This window comes from Pseudomonas sp. A2 (genome assembly GCF_023100865.1).
GTDB classification, from domain to species: Bacteria; Pseudomonadota; Gammaproteobacteria; order Pseudomonadales; family Pseudomonadaceae; genus Aquipseudomonas; species Aquipseudomonas asiatica.
Genome location: NZ_CP039127.1, coordinates 5,211,744 through 5,232,473 on the forward strand (window position 1 = coordinate 5,211,744; position 20,730 = coordinate 5,232,473).

18 protein-coding genes are annotated in these 20,730 nt (G+C 64.2%); 11 read left to right on the forward strand and 7 right to left on the reverse strand.

Annotated elements, in window-relative coordinates; translation table 11 throughout:
* Window positions 1–2 precede the first annotated feature (2 nt).
* Entirely contained in the window at window positions 3–1,439 is a 1,437-nt protein-coding gene (locus E5221_RS24165) for a cytochrome ubiquinol oxidase subunit I (RefSeq protein WP_023662143.1), read from the reverse strand.
* 344 nt (window positions 1,440–1,783) lie between these two features.
* Between E5221_RS24165 and E5221_RS24170 the strand changes: the two genes are divergently transcribed.
* The 3 genes from E5221_RS24170 to trmA all read left to right on the forward strand — a co-directional run bounded on the left by E5221_RS24170 (window position 1,784) and on the right by trmA (window position 5,662).
* Complete coding sequence (locus E5221_RS24170; protein ID WP_013974221.1) at window positions 1,784–3,004, forward strand: MFS transporter; 1,221 nt, start codon at window positions 1,784–1,786, stop codon at window positions 3,002–3,004.
* 280 nt (window positions 3,005–3,284) lie between these two features.
* Complete coding sequence (locus E5221_RS24175) at window positions 3,285–4,580, forward strand: NCS2 family permease (RefSeq protein WP_015271803.1); 1,296 nt, start codon at window positions 3,285–3,287, stop codon at window positions 4,578–4,580.
* Window positions 4,577–5,662: a tRNA (uridine(54)-C5)-methyltransferase TrmA gene (gene trmA / locus E5221_RS24180; protein ID WP_061552488.1), complete on the forward strand. Its 1,086-nt coding sequence runs from the start codon at window positions 4,577–4,579 to the stop codon at window positions 5,660–5,662. Before E5221_RS24175 ends, trmA begins: the two co-directional genes overlap by 4 nt.
* A 127-nt stretch (window positions 5,663–5,789) precedes the next feature.
* Here the strand turns inward: trmA and pcaG are convergent, their stop codons facing one another.
* Both pcaG and pcaH read right to left on the reverse strand, forming a co-directional pair.
* Window positions 5,790–6,395, reverse strand: a complete 606-nt coding sequence (pcaG, locus tag E5221_RS24185) for a protocatechuate 3,4-dioxygenase subunit alpha (RefSeq protein WP_013974224.1) — start codon at window positions 6,393–6,395, stop codon at window positions 5,790–5,792.
* A 10-nt stretch (window positions 6,396–6,405) separates the two neighbouring features.
* The gene (gene pcaH, locus E5221_RS24190) at window positions 6,406–7,125 is read right to left on the reverse strand and encodes a protocatechuate 3,4-dioxygenase subunit beta (protein WP_024087742.1); all 720 of its coding nucleotides are present in this window, start codon (window positions 7,123–7,125) and stop codon (window positions 6,406–6,408) included.
* Between the two features lie 227 nt (window positions 7,126–7,352).
* Between pcaH and E5221_RS24195 the strand changes: the two genes are divergently transcribed.
* Together E5221_RS24195 and E5221_RS24200 are read left to right on the forward strand one after the other, a co-directional pair.
* Entirely contained in the window at window positions 7,353–8,237 is an 885-nt protein-coding gene (locus E5221_RS24195; protein WP_013974226.1) for a neutral zinc metallopeptidase, read from the forward strand.
* Between the two features lie 247 nt (window positions 8,238–8,484).
* Window positions 8,485–10,404, forward strand: a complete 1,920-nt coding sequence (locus E5221_RS24200; protein WP_015271807.1) for a methyl-accepting chemotaxis protein — start codon at window positions 8,485–8,487, stop codon at window positions 10,402–10,404.
* Window positions 10,405–10,534: 130 nt separating this feature from the next.
* Here the strand turns inward: E5221_RS24200 and ggt are convergent, their stop codons facing one another.
* From ggt to E5221_RS24215, 3 genes are all read right to left on the reverse strand, one after another.
* Complete coding sequence (gene ggt, locus E5221_RS24205) at window positions 10,535–12,202, reverse strand: gamma-glutamyltransferase (RefSeq protein ID WP_247846558.1); 1,668 nt, start codon at window positions 12,200–12,202, stop codon at window positions 10,535–10,537.
* A 117-nt stretch (window positions 12,203–12,319) separates the two neighbouring features.
* Window positions 12,320–13,216 carry a LysR family transcriptional regulator gene (locus E5221_RS24210; protein ID WP_015271809.1) on the reverse strand — a complete coding sequence of 299 codons (897 nt, stop codon included), beginning with the start codon at window positions 13,214–13,216 and terminating at the stop codon, window positions 12,320–12,322.
* A 183-nt stretch (window positions 13,217–13,399) separates the two neighbouring features.
* Window positions 13,400–13,990 carry an NAD(P)H-dependent oxidoreductase gene (locus E5221_RS24215; protein ID WP_039613053.1) on the reverse strand — a complete coding sequence of 197 codons (591 nt, stop codon included), beginning with the start codon at window positions 13,988–13,990 and terminating at the stop codon, window positions 13,400–13,402.
* Window positions 13,991–14,146: 156 nt separating this feature from the next.
* Between E5221_RS24215 and E5221_RS24220 the strand changes: the two genes are divergently transcribed.
* Entirely contained in the window at window positions 14,147–14,461 is a 315-nt protein-coding gene (locus E5221_RS24220) for a putative quinol monooxygenase (protein WP_003258316.1), read from the forward strand.
* Here E5221_RS24220 and E5221_RS24225 read toward each other — a convergent pair.
* Window positions 14,451–15,215, reverse strand: coding sequence for a sulfite exporter TauE/SafE family protein (locus tag E5221_RS24225; RefSeq protein ID WP_247846559.1), 765 nt, complete (start codon window positions 15,213–15,215; stop codon window positions 14,451–14,453). The two genes, E5221_RS24220 and E5221_RS24225, sit on opposite strands and share 11 nt — an antisense overlap.
* 77 nt (window positions 15,216–15,292) lie before the next feature.
* Between E5221_RS24225 and E5221_RS24230 the strand changes: the two genes are divergently transcribed.
* From E5221_RS24230 to E5221_RS24250, 5 genes are all read left to right on the forward strand, one after another.
* A complete protein-coding gene (locus tag E5221_RS24230; RefSeq protein WP_061552491.1) occupies window positions 15,293–16,174 on the forward strand; it encodes a LysR substrate-binding domain-containing protein in 882 nt (293 codons plus the stop codon).
* A 399-nt stretch (window positions 16,175–16,573) separates the two neighbouring features.
* Window positions 16,574–17,179: a CDP-alcohol phosphatidyltransferase family protein gene (locus E5221_RS24235; RefSeq protein WP_039613056.1), complete on the forward strand. Its 606-nt coding sequence runs from the start codon at window positions 16,574–16,576 to the stop codon at window positions 17,177–17,179.
* Between the two features lie 30 nt (window positions 17,180–17,209).
* On the forward strand, window positions 17,210–18,964 hold the full coding sequence (locus E5221_RS24240) for a bifunctional alpha/beta hydrolase/class I SAM-dependent methyltransferase (protein ID WP_182328958.1): 1,755 nt from the start codon (window positions 17,210–17,212) through the stop codon (window positions 18,962–18,964).
* A complete protein-coding gene (locus E5221_RS24245) occupies window positions 18,965–20,296 on the forward strand; it encodes a phosphatase PAP2/dual specificity phosphatase family protein (RefSeq protein ID WP_247846560.1) in 1,332 nt (443 codons plus the stop codon). It begins immediately after the preceding gene.
* Window positions 20,293–20,724 (forward strand): hypothetical protein, encoded by a 432-nt coding sequence (locus tag E5221_RS24250; protein WP_247846561.1) that lies wholly within the window; start codon window positions 20,293–20,295, stop codon window positions 20,722–20,724. The genes E5221_RS24245 and E5221_RS24250 overlap by 4 nt, the downstream gene beginning before the upstream one ends.
* The last annotated feature ends 6 nt before the right edge of the window (window positions 20,725–20,730 follow it).

Consider the following 20,730-nt stretch of genomic DNA (forward strand, 5'->3'; position numbering starts at 1 on the left):
GCTCAGTTCCCCTTGCTCAGGCTGGCGGAGTTGGCCTCTCGGCCATCATCGGCGGCGGACAGCGGTCGCGCCGGCGTGCGTTTGGTGCCAGGGCCACCAGGGTTGTGCTCGTCACCCTCACCGGTCCGCGGACCTTTGCGCACCAGGCGCATCATGTAGCCAAGGCCGGTGCCGAACAGGGCGAAGTACACCACCACGAAGGCCACCAAGGTGAAGCCGAGCTGGGCGTAACTGTGGTTGGACACACCATCTGCCGTGCGCATCAGGCCATACACCACCCAGGGCTGGCGGCCGATTTCGGTGGTGAACCAGCCGGCCAGCAGCGCGATCAGCCCGGAAGGGCCCATCCACAGGGCCAGGTACAGGAACGGCCGCGAGGTGTAGAGCGTGCCGCGCTTGCGCAGCCAGAGGCTCCACAGGCCGACGAAGATCATCAGGAAACCCAGCCCGACCATGATCCGGAACGACCAGAAGACGATGGTCGAGTTGGGCCGGTCTTCGGGCGGAAACTCCTTCATCGCCGGCACCTGCTTGTCCAGGCTGTGGGTCAGGATCAGGCTGCCGAGTGCCGGGATCTCGAGCTTGAAGCGGGTAGTTTCGGCCTGCATGTCGGGGATGCCGAACAAGATCAGCGGGGTCGGCTCGCCGGGCACGTTCTCCCAGTGGCCTTCGATCGCGGCAATTTTCACCGGCTGGTGCTTGAGGGTGTTCAGGCCATGGAAGTCACCGATCACCGCCTGGATCGGGGCGACGATCAGCGCCATCCACATGGCCATCGACAGCATCTTGCGCACGGCCGGGTTGTCACGCCCGCGCAGCAGGTGCCAGGCCGCCGAGGCACCGACGAAGAACGCGGTGGAAACGAATGCGGCAGTGGCCATGTGCATCAGGCGGTAGGGGAACGAGGGGTTGAATACCACTGCCAGCCAGTCCACCGGCACAACCCGGCCGTCGATGATCTCGTGACCTTGCGGGGTCTGCATCCAACTGTTGGAGGCGAGGATCCAGAAGGTCGAGACCAAGGTGCCGAGCGCCACCATCACCGTGGAGAAGAAGTGCAGGCCACGGCCGACACGGTTCCAGCCAAACAGCATGACCCCGAGGAAGCCAGCCTCGAGGAAGAACGCGGTCAATACCTCGTAGGTGAGCAGCGGGCCGGTGATAGCGCCGGCGAAGTCTGAGAAACGACTCCAGTTGGTACCGAACTGGTAGGCCATGACCAGGCCGGAGACCACCCCCATGCCGAAGTTGACGGCGAAGATTTTCGACCAGAAGTGATAGAGGTCACGGTAGACCTGGTTGTTGGTCCGCAGCCAGAGGCCTTCGAGGACTGCCAGGTAGCTCGCCAGGCCAATGGTGATGGCCGGGAACAGGATATGGAACGACACGGTAAAGGCAAACTGCATTCGGGCGAGCTCTAAGGCCTCTATTCCGAACATGGTGCTTCCTCTTCAGATAATCCGGCGTCCGGGCCGCTGGCCCCGTCGCCCACTGCCCCCACGGTAGTCGAGTGCGGCGCGTTGGAATTGTTCTGTTCGATCGCAGGGATTTCGGCCCAAGGGCCCGATCGTTACATCTGGAACGATTGACCCAGATCAACGATTGCTAGGAAGCATAGTCCTGAATGGTGCGCCGGGCCGTGTGGTTGATTGCCGCGTGACCGGTTGCCCCACCCCCTTCCACGCCGCATGAAAAAGTGCCGACCCCAGCAAACAGTAACCGTTTGTTACAAACAGATGATACGCTGCGCCCCCCTCTACTGCGCCGAGGCCCCTGGTTTCCGATGTCCGATTCCGAACCGCAGTTGTTGCGTCACCACCGCCCTTTCCTGGCCTTCTGGCTGGCCCGCGTGTTCACCGCCAGCGGCTTCCAGATGCTCACCGTGGCAATCGGCTGGCACCTCTACCAGCTGACCGGCAATGTGCTGGACCTGGGCTTGGTCGGCCTGGTCGAATTCGCCCCACGGGTGCTGTTCATGCTGCATACCGGGCATGTCGCCGACCGCTATGACCGGCGCAAGGTCGCTGCGCTGTGCCAGAGCCTGCAGGGACTGATAGCCCTGGCATTGGCGCTTGGCAGTGCCACCGACAACGTCACCCGCGAGCTGATCTTCGCCCTCGCCTTCCTGCTCGGTGCCACGCGTTCGTTCGAAATGCCGGCGACCCAGGCGCTGCTGCCCAACGTGGTACCAGCCGGGCTCTTCCCACGCGCGGTGGCGGCTTCGGCATCGGCCACCCAATCGGCAACCATCGTGGCGCCAGCGGTAGGTGGCTTCCTGTATGCCTTCGGCAGCATCTGGGTATACGGCCCCACCGTGGCCCTTTACGCCATCGCCTGCGTGCTGACCCTGAGCCTGCAGGCACGCGGCCAGGTGGCCCAGCGCGGGCGCGCCAGCATCGAATCGTTGCTGGCCGGCATCCGCTTCATCCGCAGCCGGCCGGACATCCTCGGCGCCATCTCGCTGGACCTGTTCGCCGTACTGCTGGGTGGGGCCACCGCGCTGCTGCCGGTGTTCGCCAAGGACATCCTGCTGACCGGCCCGCTGGGCCTCGGCCTGCTGCGCTCTGCGCCAGCGGTGGGGGCGTTGCTGATGTCGCTGTGGCTGGCGCGCTTCCCGTTCGAGCGCAATGTGGGGCGGACCATGTTCACGGCAGTGGGCGTGTTCGGCGTGGCGACCATTGCCTTCGGCCTGTCGACCTCGTTCTGGTTCTCGCTGGCAGTGCTGGTGGTGCTGGGCGCGGCGGACATGATCAGCATGGTCATCCGCGGCGCTTTCGTGCAGTTGGAGACGCCGGATGAAATGCGCGGGCGGGTGAGCGCGGTGAACGGCTTGTTCATTGGTGCCTCGAATCAGCTCGGCGAGTTCGAATCGGGGGTGACCGCGCACTGGTTTGGCACAGTGCCGGCTGTGGTGCTGGGTGGGGTGGGTACGTTGGTGGTGACCGGGGTGTGGATAAAGCTGTTCCCGACACTGGCCAAGCGGGACCGGTTGCATAATGGTTGATCTGTAGCCTGTACCGGCCCTTTCGCGGGTAAACCCGCTCCCACAAGGACCGCGCCGCCTTCAGCCCTGGTGGAGTACCTGTGGGAGCGGGTTCACCCGCGAAGAGGCCGGCACAGGGAAAAAATGACCATTCCCCAACGGCCATAGGCCCCCGCCGAGCATGCTGGTATGATGCGCGGCTTTTTTCCGCCCCACACAAAACCACGGCAACCGGTACGGTCTGTGCTTTGCTGATGGGGTCGATATATTCATGGCGCCGGGGGCGCCTTGGGGAGCGGGCATGCTGGAAAGGCTGTTTCAACTAAAAGCACACAACACCAATGTGCGCACCGAGATTCTCGCGGGCGTCACCACCTTCCTGGCCATGGCCTACATCCTGTTCGTCAACCCGAGCATCCTCGGCGAGACCGGCATGGACAAGGGCGCGATCTTCGTCGCCACCTGCCTGGCCGCGGCCATCGGCTCGGTGACCATGGGCCTGATCGCCAACTACCCGATCGCCCTGGCGCCGGGCATGGGCCTGAACGCGTTCTTCACCTACACCGTGGTCCTGCACATGGGCCACACCTGGCAGGTGGCACTGGGTGCGGTGTTCCTGTCGGCGGTGATGTTCTTCCTGCTGTCGATCTTCCGCATCCGCGAATGGATCGTGAACAGCATCCCACTGCCGCTGCGTTCGGCCATTGCCGCAGGTATCGGCCTGTTCCTGGCGCTGATCGCCCTGCATAACGCAGGCATCGTCGTCGATAACCCAGCCACCCTGGTGGGCCTGGGCGACCTCAAGCAGCCGGCACCGATCCTCGCCACCCTGGGCTTCTTCCTGATCGTCGGCCTCGAGTCGCTGAAAGTGCGCGGCGCCGTGCTGATCGGCATTCTCGCCGTAACCATCGCCTCGATCCTGATGGGCGTGACGCCCTTCGGCGGCGTGGTCTCCATGCCGCCTTCGCTGGCCCCGACCTTCCTGCAACTGGACATCGCCGGCGCGCTGGACGTGGGCCTGGTGAGCGTGATCTTCGCCTTCCTGTTCGTCGACCTGTTCGACAACTCCGGCACCCTGATCGGTGTGGCCAAGCGCGCCGGGCTGATGGGCAAGGACGGCCACATGCCGAAAATGGGCCGTGCCCTGATCGCCGACAGTACCGCCGCCATGGCCGGTTCCCTGCTGGGCACCTCGACCACTACCAGCTACATCGAATCCGCCGCGGGCGTGAGCGCCGGTGGCCGCACCGGCCTGACCGCCATCGTGGTCGCCGTGCTGTTCCTGCTGGCGCTGTTCTTCGCCCCGCTGGCCGGTAGCGTGCCGGCCTTCGCCACCGCCCCGGCGCTGCTGTTCGTCGCGGTGCTGATGGCCTCGGGCCTGGCAGAAATAAACTGGGACGACGTCACCGAAGCCGCACCGGTGGTGGTGACCGCCCTGGCCATGCCGCTGACCTACTCGATCGCCAACGGCATCGCCTTCGGCTTCATTTCCTGGACCGCCGTCAAGCTGATCTCCGGCCGCCACCGCGACCTGAACCCGGCCCTGGTGATCCTTTCCATCCTGTTCGTCATCAAGCTGGGCTGGTTCAACGCATGAGTGCTGCTTTCGACCCCTCCTCCTACACCACCCAGCTGGACGCCAAGGTGGCCCGGCTGCGCGAGCTGCTGGCGCCGTTCGGCGCGCCGGAGCCGGCTGTTTTCGACTCGCCGCGCGAGCATTACCGCTTGCGCGCCGAATTCCGCCTGTGGCGCGAGGATGGCCAGCGCCACTACGCCATGTTCGCCCCGGGCGAGAAGCACAAGGCGATCCTGATCGATGACTTCCCTATCGCCAGCCAGCGCATCAATGCACTGATGCCGCGCCTGAAGGCGGCCTGGCAGGCCAGCGAGGAATTGGGCAACCGCCTGTTCCAGGTGGAGTTCCTTACCACCCTGGCTGGCGATGCCATGGTCACCCTGTGCTACCACCGCCCGCTGGACGAGGCATGGGAAACGGCCGCACGGCAGCTGGCCGAAGACCTGGGCGTCAGTATTATCGGCCGCTCCAAGGGCAAGCGCCTGGTCATCGGCCGTGACTACGCGGTGGAAAACCTCGAAGTCGCTGGCCGTGTGTTCAGCTACCGCCAGCCGGAAGGCGCGTTCACCCAGCCCAACGGCGCGGTGAACCAGAAGATGCTGAGCTGGGCCTTCGAGGCTATCGGCGAGCGCGACGATGACCTGCTGGAGCTGTACTGCGGCAACGGCAACTTCACCCTGCCGCTGGCCACCCGCGTGCGCCAGGTGCTGGCCACCGAAATCAGCAAGACCTCGGTCAATGCCGCGCTGAGCAACCTTGACGAGAACGCTGTGGATAACGTGCGGCTGGTGCGCCTGTCGGCAGAAGAGCTGACCCAGGCGCTGAATGAGGTGCGGCCGTTCCGCCGGCTGGAAGGCATCGACCTCAAGAGCTACGAGTTCGGTACGGTGTTCGTCGACCCGCCACGGGCGGGGATGGATCCGGACACCTGCGAGCTGACCCGGCGTTTCGAGCGGATCCTGTACATCTCGTGCAACCCGGAGACGCTGGCGGCGAACATTGCCCAGTTGCAGGATACGCACCGCATCGAACGGTGTGCGTTGTTTGACCAGTTCCCGTATACCCACCATATGGAGAGTGGGGTTTTGCTGGTTCGGCGCTGACCTTCAGATCGCCGGGGCTGCTTTGCAGCCCATCGCGACACAAGGCCGCTCCTACAGGAGGAACGCGATTCCCTGTAGGAGCGGCCTTGTGTCGCGATGGGCCGCAAAGCGGCCCCCGAGGTCCGACTCAGAAGTCGAAGAACACCGTCTCCCCTTCCCCCTGAATACGGATATCGAAGCGATACGCCGTCTTCCCGTCCACCTCGCAACGCTTGGCCACCAGGGTCTCGCGCCGCTGCGGCTGCTCGATCAGGTTGAGCACCGGGCACTTGGCATTAGCCTCGGCCTCGTCATCGAAATACAGCCGCGTGTGCAGGTGGATGTTGATCCCCCGGGCAAACAGGCTGATGTTGATGTGCGGCGCCATCGGCACGCCCGCAGCGTTGTTCACCGCACCCGGCTTGACCGTGTGCAGGGTCCACTCACCGGCATCGAAAGTGGTGGCGGTGCGACCAAAGCTGTTGAAGGCGTTTTCCAGGTTGTAGGCATCCTGGTACTCGCCGTTGGCATCGGCTTGCCACACTTCCAGGAACGAATCGCGCACCAGGTGGCCGTTACCGTCATACACCTGGCCGATCAGCAGGATGTGCTCGCCCGGCGCGTCCGGCTTGGCCAGGCGGTTCCAGATTTCCTGGTCGCGGGTCGGGTTGCCGGCCGCTTCCAGGGCCAGGCCGATGTGTACGTAGGGGCCGGCGGTCTGCGAAGGGGTTTCCGGCAGCAGTTCGATTGGCATGGCGGGGTCCTCAGCAGTTTTCGAAGTGGGTCTTGCGCTGGCCGCGCAGCACGATGTCGAAGCGGTAGGCCAGGCAGTCCATCGGGTTGGCGTTGCTCATGTCGAGCTTGGCGATCAACTGCTGCACGGCTTGCGGGTTGGCGATCGACTTGACGATCGGGCACATCGGGATCAGCGGGTCACCCTCGAAGTACAGCTGGGTAATCAGCTTGGTGGCGATCGACGGGCCGCTGATGGCGAAGTGGATGTGCGCCGGGCGCCAGTCGTTCGGGCCGTTGCGCCATGGGTACGGGCCCGGCTTGATGGTGCGGAAGCTGTAGTAGCCATCACGGTCGGTCAGGCAGCGGCCGACGCCACCGAAGTTCGGGTCCAGCGGCGCCAGGTAGCGGTCGTTCTTGTGACGGTAGCGGCCGCCGGCGTTGGCTTGCCACATTTCCACCAGGGTGTTCGGCACAGGCTTGCCGTACTGGTCGACGATACGGCCGGCAACTATGATGCGCTCGCCGATCGGCAAGCCGCCGTTGTTGAAGTTCAGCAGCAGGTCATGGTCATGGGCGCCGAAGCCCAGGTGGGAAAAGTCCGGGCCGGTGGTTTCGCTGATCGACTGCGGGATGCTGACCAGTGCCTGGCGTGGAGAACGGGCAATGGACGTCTTGTAGTCAGGCGTAAGAGCTTTCGGGTGCCAGTTGCGATCACGGATCACGAAGCGGCTGTTGTCCTGGGCGGGCATGCCGGTTTCCTCTCTTGGAATTATGGAAATGCGCGGGGGGATTATTTGAAACCCTGTCGCGGGCAAGCCCGCTCCCACATGCAGTTTCAGGCAGGTAGCGCGCAATGAATATTGAAATCAGCCACATCAAACATAACCATTTGGTTATGCATAATCACCTTGGCCTGACACTCGCCGCTGTCGTGGACTAATCTTTGTCTTCTTGTTTCACGCTTCGGAGAGCATTCATGGATTGGCGAAAAGGCCGACGCAGCGACAATGTGGTCGATGCCCGAGGCGAAGGTGGTGGCGGCGGCATGCGTTTCGGCGGCGGCAAGGGGCTGGGGCTTGGTGCGGTGCTGCTGATTGTCGGTATCGGCTGGCTCACCGGCCAGGACCCATTGCAGATTCTTGGTCAGCTCGCCGGCCAGATGGAGCAGCAACAGCAGGCACCCAGCAGCGCGGGCGGCAAGGCGCCGCCGGCCAACGACCAGCAGGCCGAGTTCGTCGCCTCGATCCTGGGCGACACCGAAGACACCTGGAAAGCCCTGTTCGCCGAGGGCGGCAAGCAGTACCGCGACCCCAAGCTGGTGCTGTTCAGCGGCCAGGTCAATTCGGCCTGTGGCTTTGCCTCGGCGGCGGTGGGGCCGTTCTACTGCCCGGCAGACCAGCGGGTCTACCTGGACATGTCGTTCTTCCGCGAAATGGAAACCCGCTTCGCCGCCGCCGGCGACTTTGCCCAGGCCTACGTGATCGCCCACGAAATCGGCCATCACGTGCAGACCCTGCTGGGCGTGTCGGCCAAGGTCGATGCCGCGCGCCGCAGCGGCCAGCGCATGGAAGGCGACAATGGCCTGCTGGTGCGTCAGGAACTGCAGGCCGACTGCCTGGCCGGTGTATGGGCCTACCAGGCGCAGAAGCGCCTGAACTGGCTGGAGCCGGGCGACGTAGAAGAGGCCCTGAACGCGGCCAATGCCATCGGCGATGACCGCCTGCAGCAGCAAGGCCGCGGGCGCGTGGTACCAGACTCGTTCACCCACGGCACCTCAGCGCAACGGGTGCGCTGGTTCAAGACCGGGTTTGCCGAGGGTGAGGTGAACCGCTGCGATACCTTCAGTGCGCGCAACCTTTGAATAGCTTCCAAAACCGACGCGATCCCTGTAGGAGCGGCTTTAGCCGCGAACACCGGCAAAGCCGGTGCCATCCACCGCGAAGGGCTGCAAGGCAGCCCCAATCAAGCCAGTTACAAATCTGCTGAAAAAGCGTTTCAGCTTCCTCCATCACTGCCGATAACCCCTGCACGAATCAGCGGGCATCCAGAACAACAACGCCTGGCGATCGGAGATCAAGCGAGCGAAAAACAACTTCTGGAGAGCGTGCATGAACAGCTGGTTCGCCAACATCAGCGTCAACCTCAAACTCGGCCTGGGCTTCGGCCTGGTACTGATCCTCACCGGCCTGCTGGCCCTGACCGGCTGGACCAGCCTGGGCAGCCTGATTGACCGCAGCAACTGGATGGGCGATATCGGCCAGCTCAACAAGGACCTGACCGACCTGCGCATTGCACGCCTGCAGTACATGATCGCCAACGGTGACGATGCTGCCGCCGCCAACACCCAGACCAAGCTTGACGCCTTCAGCAAGCAACAGGCCTACCTGGCCAGCACCTTCAAGAGCCCGGAAAACATCAAGCTGCTGGGTGAACTGGGCGAGACCATCAGCGCCTACAAGGTGTCGCTGAACAAGATGCGCCAGGGCTACGATGCCACCCGCACCGCGCGCACGGCCATGGACGGCTCGGCCAGCCGTGCCGACCAGGCCATGGACGCCCTCAGCCAGGAAGTCATGGCGCGCCCCGAAGCCGACAGCGTGCGCCTGGCCCAGTACCAGCTGATCAGCAAGGCCCGCCAGCAACTGCTGCAGGTGCGCATCGACGTACGCGGCTACATTGCCGAAAACAGCGCTGCCAACGAGCAGGCAGCCCTGCGCCAGCTGGACACCGCCCTGGCCGAAATCGACAACCTCAAGCGCCAGCTGCCGGCCGAAGACACGCGCCTGCGACAGTTCGAAGGCTCGGTGCTGGCCTACCGTGAAGCCGTGCGTCAATTCCGCGATGCGGTCGCCAACATCACCACTGCGCGCGCCGAGATGACCGTTCAGGGTGCCGACATCGTCAAGCGCAGCGACGCTCTGTACCAGATCCAGTTGCAGCGCCGCGACATGGAAAGTACCCAGGCCCGCAGCCTGCAGGCCATCGCCACGCTGCTGGCGCTGTTGGTCGGCGTGCTGGCGGCAGTGCTGATCACCCGGCAGATCACCCGCCCACTGCGCGACACCATGGTGGCAGTTGAAAAGATCGCCAGCGGCGACCTCACCCAACACCTGCGCGTCACCCGCCGCGACGAACTGGGCGTGCTGCAACAAGGCATCGCCCGCATGGGCACCACTTTGCGCGAGCTGATCAGCGGCATCCGCGATGGCGTCACCCAGATCGCCAGCGCTGCCGAGGAATTGTCGGCAGTGACCGAGCAGACCAGCGCCGGCGCCAACAGCCAGAAGGTCGAGACCGACCAGGTGGCCACCGCAATGCACGAAATGGCCGCTACCGTTCAGGAAGTGGCACGCAATGCCGAGCAGGCCTCGCATGCTGCCACCGGTGCCGATGACGAAGCCCGTGCCGGCGACCGCGTGGTAGGCGAAGCAATTGGCCAGATCGAACGCCTGGCCGAGGACATGCACCGCTCCACCGAAGCCATGAACCTGTTGCAGCAGGAAAGCCAGAAGATCGGCAGCGTTATGGACGTGATCAAGTCGGTGGCCGAACAGACCAACCTGCTTGCACTTAACGCTGCGATTGAGGCGGCGCGTGCCGGCGAGGCTGGCCGTGGTTTTGCCGTGGTTGCCGATGAAGTGCGCGGCCTGGCCCAGCGCACGCAGAAATCCACCGAAGAGATCGAAGAACTGATCGCCAGCCTGCAGCATGGTACCCAGCAAGTGGCTACGGCCATGCACGGCAGCCGCACCCTGACCGACAGCAGCGTCGAGCTGGCGCGCAAGGCCGGGGCTTCGCTGGAGAGCATCACCAGCACGGTGTCGAGCATCCAGTCGATGAACCAGCAGATTGCCGCGGCGGCGGAACAGCAGAGTGCGGTGGCGGAGGAGATCAGCCGCAGCATCCTGAATGTACGCGATGTGTCGGAGCAGACGGCGGCGGCCAGTGACGAGACGGCGGCGTCCAGCGTGGAGTTGGCGCGGTTGGGTGGGCAGTTGCAGACGTTGGTCAGCCAGTTCCGCGTCTGATCCTGGAATCTGGGGCCGCTTTGCGGCCCATCGCGACACAAGGCCGCTCCTACAAGGGACCGCGATCTCCTGTAGGAGCGGCCTTGTGTCGCGAAAGGAGGGCAAAGCCCTCCCAGCGATGGAACAGGTATTACTTGACGATCATCCCTACCCCGCGCCCACGCGGATCCGAAGCGGTCTCCAGCTTCGTCCCATCAACCCGGATCGCCTGGATATCCCCCATCTCCCAGCCCTGGTCCTCCAGCACATAGCCCATCTTCTTCAGTTCATCAGCCACCGGCCCGGTCAGCGGCGCATAGCTGTCGAAGTAGATGGTGTCCTTGGGCAGCAACTGATGGTGCACGCGCTGCGCCGCCACCGCCTTGTCCAGCGGCATGTCGTAGTCGTACAGGTTGTTCATCACCTGAAAGATCGAGGTGAAGATCCGCGAGCCACCCGGGGTGCCGATGACCAGCTCGACCTTGCCATCGCGGGTCATCAGGCTGGGGCTCATGGACGACAGCATGCGCTTGCCCGGGGCGATAGCATTGGCATCGCCACCTACCACACCAAAGGCGTTCGCCGCCCCCGGCTTGGCGCTGAAATCGTCCATCTCGTCGTTGAGCAGGAAGCCGGCGCCTTTCACCACCACACCACTGCCGTAGTCGAGGTTGAGGGTGTAGGTGTTGCTGACCGCATTGCCCTGCTTGTCGACGATCGAGAAGTGCGTGGTCTGGTGCGGTTCCAGGCCCGGCTTGACCTTGTCGGTATCGGAAATGGCCTTCGGGTTGACCTGCGCGGCGCGCTTGGCCAAGTAGTCCTTGGCCACCAGCTTGTCCACCGGTACTGCGGTGAAGGCCGGATCACCGAGGTAGTCGGCACGGTCGGCGAACACGCGCTTCTCGATCTCGGCCAACAGGTGAATGTACTGCGCCGAGTTGTGCGCCACACCCTTGAAGTCCGCCGCGCGGTTTTCCTTGATACCCAGCAGCTGGGCCAGGGCTACACCACCGGAGCTTGGCGGTGGCGCGGTATAGACCACATTGCCACGCCAGCTCACGGCCATTGGCTCGCGCCATACGGCCTTGTAGTCCTTCAGGTCTTGCTTGGTGATCAGGCCCTTGTCGGCTTGCATCTGCGCCACCAGCAGGTCTGCGGTCTTGCCCTGGTAGAACTCGCTCACGCCCTTGTCGGCGATGCGCTCCAGGGTCTGGGCCATTTCCGGTTGCTTGAACAGCTCGCCGACCTTCATGTTGCCGAAGTAGTCGTTGAAATTGGTCGCGGTCTTGAACATGCCCTGGGCGTCGTTGCGGTACTGGTACTGCTTGGCCGCAACCTTGAAGCCGTTTTTCGCATAGCCGATGGCCGGGGTCAGCAGTTCGCTCCAGGGCAGCTTGCCGAACTTCTGATGCGCCTCCCACAACCCCATCACCGTGCCCGGAACGCCAGCAGCACGTGCCCCGACCAGGCTCAGGTTCTCGATGACCTCACCCTTTTCGTCCAGGTACATGTTGCGCGTGGCGGCCTTGGGCGCGACTTCGCGGTAATCGAGGAAGTAGGGTTTGCCGTCTACGAACAGGGTCATGAACCCGCCACCACCGATGTTGCCGGCCTCGGGATAAGTCACCGCCAGGGTGAAAGCCGTGGCCACTGCCGCATCCACCGCGTTGCCGCCTTTCTTGAGGATGTCGGCGGCCACCTGTGCACCATATTGATCGGGCGCGGCCACCGCGCCGCCCTCAAGGTTGGCGGCATGAACCGAGGAACAGCTCAGGATCGCGGCTGCGAGAGCCAGGTACTGGAACGGAGCAATACGCATGACACTTCCTTGGTGTTGTTTTTGTTGAGCAGTCAGTAAGGCCGAAGCGCTTCGACTGTGCAATCAATCGCAGGAAGTTTCGCCGCCCGTGGACAGGACCTGTCGCGTTCAGGCAACTCAGCTGGCGTACATCGCCAACTTGCGCTGGATGAAATCGAGGAAGCACTGGATACGCAGCGCCAGCTGGGTGTTGCGGTAGTACACCGCATGGATCGGCTGGCGATAGCCGTTGTTGGCTTCGCTCAGCAGCACTTGCAGGCGCCCGGCGCGGATGTCCTCGTGGGTCATGAAGTGCGACAGGCTGACGATGCCCTCGCCGGCCAGCGCCAATTGGCGCAAGGTCTCGCCGCTGGAGGCGATCAGTGACGGGCGAATGCTCCAGCGGTCACCCTGGGCATGGCGCAGTGGCCAATGGTTGAGCGATTCGGGCTGGCTGAAGCCGAGCAGGCAGTGGTTGGCCAGGTCCTCGACCCGCTGCGGCGTGCCGTGCTGCTCGAGGTAGGCCGGGCTGGCCAGCACCTGTACCGGGCTGCATCCCAGGCTGCGCGCGTGCAGGCTGGAGTCGGCCAGTTCACCGATGCGGATTGCCACATCGGTGCTCTGCTCCAGCAGGTCGATGATCAGGTCGTCGGTATTGAGTTCCAGTTCGATGCCAGGGTATTGGCGGCGAAACTCGCCGATCCACGGCAGGATGGCATGCAGCATGAACGGCGCGGCGGCGTTGATGCGCAGGCGCCCGGTGGGGGTCTGGCGGTTCATCGACAGGCGCTCTTCCATCTCGTCCATCTGTTCCAGGATCAACCGCGCGCGCTCGAGGAAGAAGCGGCCCTCCTCGGTCAGGTCCATGCGCCGGGTGGTGCGGTTGACCAGCGTGGTACCCAGCTTGCCCTCAAGGCGCGACAGGGTACGGCTGACGGCGGACGGAGTCTGGCCCATCTGCTCGGCAGCAGCGGAAATCGAGCCGCAGTCGATGACGGTGACGAATACCTGGAGTTCTTCGGATCGGGTTTTCACATCTGCGCCTGTGGTTGGTCTCTGCAGGGATTAGATAGCCGCTTGTCGAGGCCAAGTCCAGCGGTGCCTGTGCTGGCCTCTTCGCGGGCTTGCCCGCTCCCACAGGGATCACACAGATTTCAAGGACTGTGGAGTACCTGTGGGAGCGGGCAAGCCCGCGAAGAGGCCGGCACAGAGAAAACCTTACTGTGCCTTGCCGAACACCTTGTCCAGATGCGCCTCATAGGCCGCCAAAGCAGCCGGCACATCCGGCCGCTTCATCACATCCACCGCCAGGAAAGTTGGCAACCCGGTCATGCCGAGGAACTGGTTGGCCTTGTGGAATGGGAAGTACACCGCGTCCACCCCCTTGCCCTCGAAGAAATCGCTAGGGTCGTCGAATGCCTGCTGCGGTGCATTCCAGGTCAGCGAAAGCATGTACTGCTTGCCGTGCACCAGGCCACCACTGCCGTACTTCTGCGAGTGGTCCGAACGGGTACGGCCGTCGTTGGCATACAAGCTACCGTGGCCGGCAGTGAACACCTCGTCGATGTACTTTTTAACGGTCCATGGCGCGCCCATCCACCAGCCGGGCATCTGGTAGATGACCACATCGGCCCAGAGGAACTTCTCCACCTCTTCCTGGGCATCATAGCCACCGTCGATGAAGGTCTGGCGTACATCGAAACCGGCCCGGTCCAGGTGAGCGATGGCCGCTTCGTGCAAGGTCGTGTTCAGACGACCGTCGGAGTGGGCGAACTGTTTACCACCGTTGAGCAAAAGGATCTTCTTCATGCGGGCCTCGCGGAAAAAATTCAGGCCGGCAGGTTAGGGGCTCGCGGGCGCGGGATACAGTAATGCAGCGGCAAAATACAATTGACCTGAAGTCACAAATCAATAATGCATTATTGCCTTAGAATCTCATCACCTCCCATCACCGAGTAGCGACCCATGAGTGAGCAGTACGCCTTCATCCTCAAAGCCAAGACCCGCCCGGAAATGGCTGAAGCGTTCGAAACCCTGTTCCGCGCTTACGTCGAGCCAAGCCGCCAGGAGCCGGGCTGCATCGAGTACCACATGCTGCGCGACAAGCAGGACCCGAGCCTGTTCGTGTTCTTCGAGGTCTGGGCCGACAAGGCCGCGCTGGATGTGCATTCGGCACTGCCGCACATGACCGCGTTCTTCGAAAAACGCATGGACTACCTGGAACGCGATTTCGACATCCAGATGATCGACATGCTCAGCGCATCAAGCGCTAACCGCTGATCAGCAAATGGCCGCCGAGGGCGGCCAGGCCGATGAAGAAGCACCGTTTGAACAGCGGCGTACTGATGCGCTGACGCAGCCACTGGCCGGCCAGCATGCCGACTAAGGCCGGCGCCAGCATCAGCAGCGAAGCACCCAGCGCCTGGCCACCCAGGGCATGCTGCCCGGCCAGGCCAACGGCCAGGGCCAGGGTCGAAACCGTGAACGACAGGCCCAGGGCCTGGACCATCTGATCCCGATTCAAACCCAGGCTCTGCAGGTAGGGCACAGCCGGTATCACGAACACCCCGGTCGCCGCCGTGACCACGCCCGTGACCAGCCCGCAAAGCGGCGCCAGCCAAGGCTCCCGCCCCGGTGCCAGGCGCAGGCCCGGACCGACCAGCCCGTACAGCGCATACACCATCAAGGCCGCGCCCAGTGCATGTGCGGCCCAAGGGCCGCTGTTGATCCCCAGCCAGGCGCTGCCCAGCAAGGTACCGACGAAGATCATCGCCAGCATCGGCCACAGGCGTGCCAGCAACCTCCGCAGGTGCCCCCCACTGGCCAGCTGCCAGAGGTTGGTGAGGGTCGAAGGCACAATCAGCAATGCCGCAGCCTGCGCCGGTGACATAGCCAGGCCCAGCAGGCCCATGGCGATTGTCGGCAGGCCGAGGCCGATCACGCCCTTCACCGCGCCGGCCAGCAGGAAGGTCAGTACCACCAGCAGCGACAGCGCTGGACCAATGTTCTGGTAGAAAGCGAGCAAGGTATTCATGGGCCGATGATGGCGTGCTTCGGCCGGGCTGAAAATCTGCCATATACTCAGCCAGACTCTTGCCAGGACAGAGCCACATGCATTTCGACCTGATCGACCTCAGGCTGTTCCAGCACACCCTGGAGTGCGGCAACATCACCGCCGGTGCCAGCCGCAGCCATCTTTCGCTGGCAGCAGCCAGTGCGCGGATCCGCGCAATGGAGGCTTCGCTGGGCATCCCTTTGCTGGAACGCAACCGCCGTGGCGTGCAAGCAACTCTGGCCGGCCAGGCACTGCTGCAGCATGCCCGGCTGATATCGCAGCAGGTCGAGCGCCTGCAGTTCGACCTGAGCCAGTACGCACAAGGGCAGCAGGGCCAGGTGCGCCTGCTGTGCAACACGGCTGCACTCACGGAGTACCTGCCGGAGCTGCTGGCCGGCTACCTGGCTGAAAACCCAGGCGTCAGTGTGGATGTGCAGGAGTTGCCGAGCCTGCGCATCGTGCAGTCGATTACCCAGGGCATGGCGGACCTGGGCATAGTTTCAACCGCCGCCCCCAGCGAGCACCTGCAGACCCGGCCGTTTCGCGAAGACCCACTGGTGCTTGTAACGCCGCAGCGCCATCCACTGGCCAGCGAGGTAGCGCCGAGCTTCATCGATAGCCTGGCCCATGGCTACGTCGGCCTGGGTGCCGGCAGTGCACTGGCGTTGTACCTGGAAGAGCAGGCACTGCGCGAGGGCCGGCGCATGCGGGTTCGGGTGCGTGCCGAAGGGTTCGATGGCGTGATCCGCATGGTTGCGGGCGGAGCCGGAGTAGGGATTGTGCCGCTGGCTGCGGTGAAGCGCTGGCAAGGGCTGTTGCCGTTGCACTGGGTGGCGCTGACGGAACCATGGGCCAATCGCCGCTTGCTGGTGTGTGCACGCGATTTTGCGGCATTGCCGGGGTATGCCGCAGGGTTGGTAACCACCCTCACCCGCTGACGAAGTGGATGGCACGGGCTTCGCCCGTGTTCGCGGGTGAACCCGCTCCCACAGGATATGTGGTAGCTCTCGGATGAACGCTATACCTGGGGAGCGGGCGAGCCCGCGAAGCAGGCACCGCGATTGATGGCACGGGCTTCGCCCGTGTTCGCGGGTGAACCCGCTCCCACAGGATGTGTGGTATCTCTCGGTTGGACACTATACCTGTGGGAGCGGGCGAGCCCGCGAAGCAGGCACCGCGATTGATGGCACGGGCTTCGCCCGTGTTCGCGGGCGGGCCCGCTCCCACAGGATATGTGGTATCTCTCGGATGGACGCTATACCTGTGGGAGCGGGTTTACCCGCGAAGAAGGCTCACACACAATGGCGCCATAACGCCCCACCGAAAAGGACTTTCCAGTGGCATCGATCTACCAGCTCAAACCGCGCTTCCAGGCCATGCTCCGCCCTGCTGTCCAGCGCCTCTACGACCGCGGTGTCACCGCCAACCAGGTCACTGTCGCCGCCGCCCTGCTGTCGATCCTGCTGGGCCTGCTGCTGGCTGCCCTGCCCCATCTCACCTGGCTGTTCATCCTGGTGCCAGTCTGGATGCTGCTGCGCATGGCACTGAACGCTGTCGACGGCATGCTCGCCCGCGAGTTCGGCCAGCAATCCACCCTCGGTGCCTACCTCAACGAACTGTGCGACGTGATCGCCGATGCCGCGCTGTACCTGCCCTTCGCCCTGCTGGCCGGTGTATCGCCAACCTTGGTCGTGCTCGTGGTGCTCAGCGCCACCTTCAGCGAATACGCCGGTGTCATGGGCCCACTGGCCGGTGCTTCACGGCGCTACGATGGCCCAATGGGCAAGAGCGACCGGGCCTTTGCCTTCGGTGTGCTGGGTACCGGTGTCGCCCTGGGCCTGCTGAATGGCACCTGGCTCAACGGCTTGTTGCTGGTCATCCTCGCACTCTCGCTCTATACCCTCTACAACCGGGTTCGCCAGGGGCTGGCCGAAACCCGCTGAGCCCACTGCCGTCGCAAAAGGATGTCGACCATGCGCCAAGCGCAAGCGCTGCACTTCTCCACCCATGACGGCGTCGAGCTGCACTACCGTCACTGGCCTGCCACCCGTAACCAACACCAGCCACGCCGGGCCGTGGTGATGTTCCATCGCGGCCACGAACACGGCGGGCGCATGGCACACCTGGCCGACGAGCTGGACATGCCGGGCTACGATTTCTTCGCCTGGGATGCCCGCGGCCACGGCCATTCGCCGGGCGCGCGTGGCGACAGCCCGGGCTTCGCCACCAGCGTGCGCGATGTGCAGACCTTCATCGAGCACATCCAGGCCAGCCATGGCATCGCCGAACAGGACCTGGTGGTGCTGGCGCAGAGCGTAGGGGCCGTGCTCGTGGCCACCTGGGCCCACGACTACGCGCCCAAGGTGCGCTGCCTGGTGCTGGCCTCGCCAGCGTTCAAGGTCAAACTGTATGTGCCGTTCGCCCGCACCGGCCTGAAACTGCTGAAAGCCTTGCGCGGCAACTTCTTCGTAAACAGCTACGTCAAGCCCCGCCTGCTCACCCACGACCCGGAACGGGTCATGTCGTACGTGGCCGACCCGCTGATCAGCCGGCCGATTTCGGTAACCATGCTGCTGGGCCTGTACGAAGCCGCCGACCGGGTGGTGGCGGATGCCCAGGCCATTCAGTTGCCAACCCAGCTGCTGGTGTCCGGTGCCGACTTCGTGGTCGAACGCCAACCGCAGGAACGCTTCTTCGAACGCCTGGGCAGTGCGCGCAAGGAAATGCACATCCTGCCAGGCTTTTTCCACGATACCCTTGGCGAGCGTGACAGGGCCCATGCCTTGCGGCGCATCGAGCGGTTTGTCGAACATTGCTTCGCCAGCCCCGCCGCCCTGCCGTCACTGCTCGATGCCGACAAGACCGGCGCCAGCTGCGCCGAAGCCGAAAGCCTGGCCGCACCGCTGCCGCGCAACTCGCCCAGCGACCTTTACTGGCGTGCTACCCGTGCCGGGCTGCGTCTGGGCAAGGGGCTGTCCGAAGGTGTGAAGCTGGGTTTCGATACCGGTTTCGACTCGGGCAGTACCCTGGACTACGTGTACCGCAACCAGCCGACCGGCAAAGGCAAGCTCGGCCGCCTGATCGACCAGAACTACCTCGACGCCATCGGCTGGCGCGGCATCCGCCAGCGCAAGCTGCACGTAGAGGAACTGCTGCGCCTGGCCATCGTCCGCCTGCGCGACCAGCAGCGGCCGGTGCACATCGTCGATATCGCCGCCGGCCATGGCCGCTACATTCTCGAGTCCCTGCAGGAGCTCGAACAGCTGCCGGATTCGATCCTGCTGCGTGACTACAGCGAACTGAACGTGCAGCAAGGCAGCGCATTGATTGCAGAAAAGGGCCTGGCCGACATCGCCCGCTTCGTCCAGGGCGATGCCTTCGACCGCCAGAGCCTGGCCACCCTGGAACAACCACCGACCCTGGCCGTGGTCTCCGGCCTGTACGAACTGTTCGCCAGCAACCAGTTGGTAGGCAACTCGCTGGCCGGCCTGGCGGATGCGCTGGAAGATGGCGGCTATTTGGTCTACACCGGCCAGCCGTGGCACCCGCAACTGGAAATGATCGCCCGCGCCCTCACCAGCCACCGCGGCGGGGAGGCCTGGGTCATGCGTCGCCGCAGCCAGGCCGAAATGGACCAGCTGGTAGAAGCGGCGGGGTTCCGCAAGCTGGCCCAGCGCATCGATGAATGGGGCATTTTCAGCGTCAGCCTGGCACAACGGGTGCGCTGAATGAGCCCATCACGCGAGCCCCGGCTGATCCGCCGAGGCGTGTTCTGGCTTCTGTTGCTGGGGCCGCTGTTTTTCCTCAGTTACGGGCTGGCGAACAACCATACCGCCGGGCGCAGTGATGTCGGCAGCCTGGTGTTCGGCTGGGAAAGCCGCATGCCGTTGTGGCCGTGGACGATCATCCCGTACTGGTCGATCGACCTGCTCTACGGTTTGTCCTTCCTGCTGCCACGCACGCGCCAGGAAATGGACCGGCACGCGCTGGCGCTGCTCACCGCGCAGCTGATCAGCGTCAGCTGCTTCCTGCTCTGGCCGCTGCGCTTCACCTTCGAGCGGCCGGAACTGGGCGGGGTGTTCGGCTGGATGTTCGATGTGCTCATGGGCTTCGACAAGCCGTTCAACCAGGCACCGTCGCTGCATATTGCCCTGCTGGTGATCATCTGGACGATGTTTGCCCGGCACGTGCAGCGCCAGCTCTGGCGTTGGCTGATGCATGGCTGGATGGCACTGATCGGGGTCTCGGTACTGACCACCTGGCAGCACCATTTCATCGACGTGCCGACAGGGGCATTGGCGGGGTTCGTCTGCGTCTGGTTGTGGCCACATCAAGGGCAACTGCCCTGGCAGCAGGTGCGCCTTGCGCGGGATGCCAAGCGTTGGCGCTTGGCGTTGCTCTATACCGTGGGTGGACTGCTGTGCGCGGTGCCAGCCGTTACGTTCGGCGGTGCCTGGCTATGGTTGACCTGGCCGGCCGTGTCGCTGGCCCTCGTGGCGCTGAACTATGCCGCGCTCGGTGCAGGCGGGTTTCAGAAATGCGCCGATGGTCGCTTGTCGAATGCCGCCAGCTGGCTGCTGGCGCCTTATCTGGTGGGGGCGTGGGTCAACTCGCGGCTGTGGACATGGCGGCATCCGCAGGCGGATGAAGTATGTGATGGCGTATACCTCGGGCGAATTCCAGGGCGCGGCGCGCAGTTCGCTGCGGTGGTCGATTTGTGCGCGGAGCTACCGTGTCATGTTCAGCACAGCGCTCCTACACAGGCCACGTCCGCCGTTGGCTACGCATGTTTTCCTACCCTGGACCTGATCGCCCCGGAAAGCCCATTGCTGCACCAAGCCGCCGTCACCATCGAACGCCTGCGCTCGCAAGGCCCGGTGCTGGTCTGCTGCGCCCTGGGCTATTCGCGCAGCGCCAGCGCCGTGGCAGCCTGGCTGGTGCTCACGGGCCGCTGCAGTGATGCTCGCCAGGTCGAAGCGCTGATCCGCAAGGCCCGCCCTGGCGTGGTGCTGCACAGCGCACACCGCCAGGCCTTGCAACAGCTAGGGACACAACCATGACGCTGTACGTGGTGGCCAGCCTGCTGGGCCGAGGCAAACAACTGGAACGCCTGTCGGACGGCCTCACCCTGCTGGCCCTGGCCTACGGTTTGGCGCCCTTGCTGGGTGCCCAATTGCAACCGCTGTCCAGCCTGCTGTGCATTGCGCTGCTGGTACTAGGCGTGCTGCACAAGTACTGGGCCATCCGTGTGGCCATCGATGCCCAATTGTTCGCCCGCCTCGCCGCCAGCCGCGACCTGGCGGCGGACACCCAGGCCCTGGACCACGCACTGTTCGAGCTGAAACTCAAACCGCAGGCCGCCGACACTCGAGCATGGCCTGCCCGTAGCCGGGCCGCGCTGGCCCTGTTACGCCGCCAGGCAGTGTGCCTGGGCCTGCAGCTGTCGCTGGCCTTGGCTACCCTGCTGACACTGCCTTTGAAGGGATGACTACCG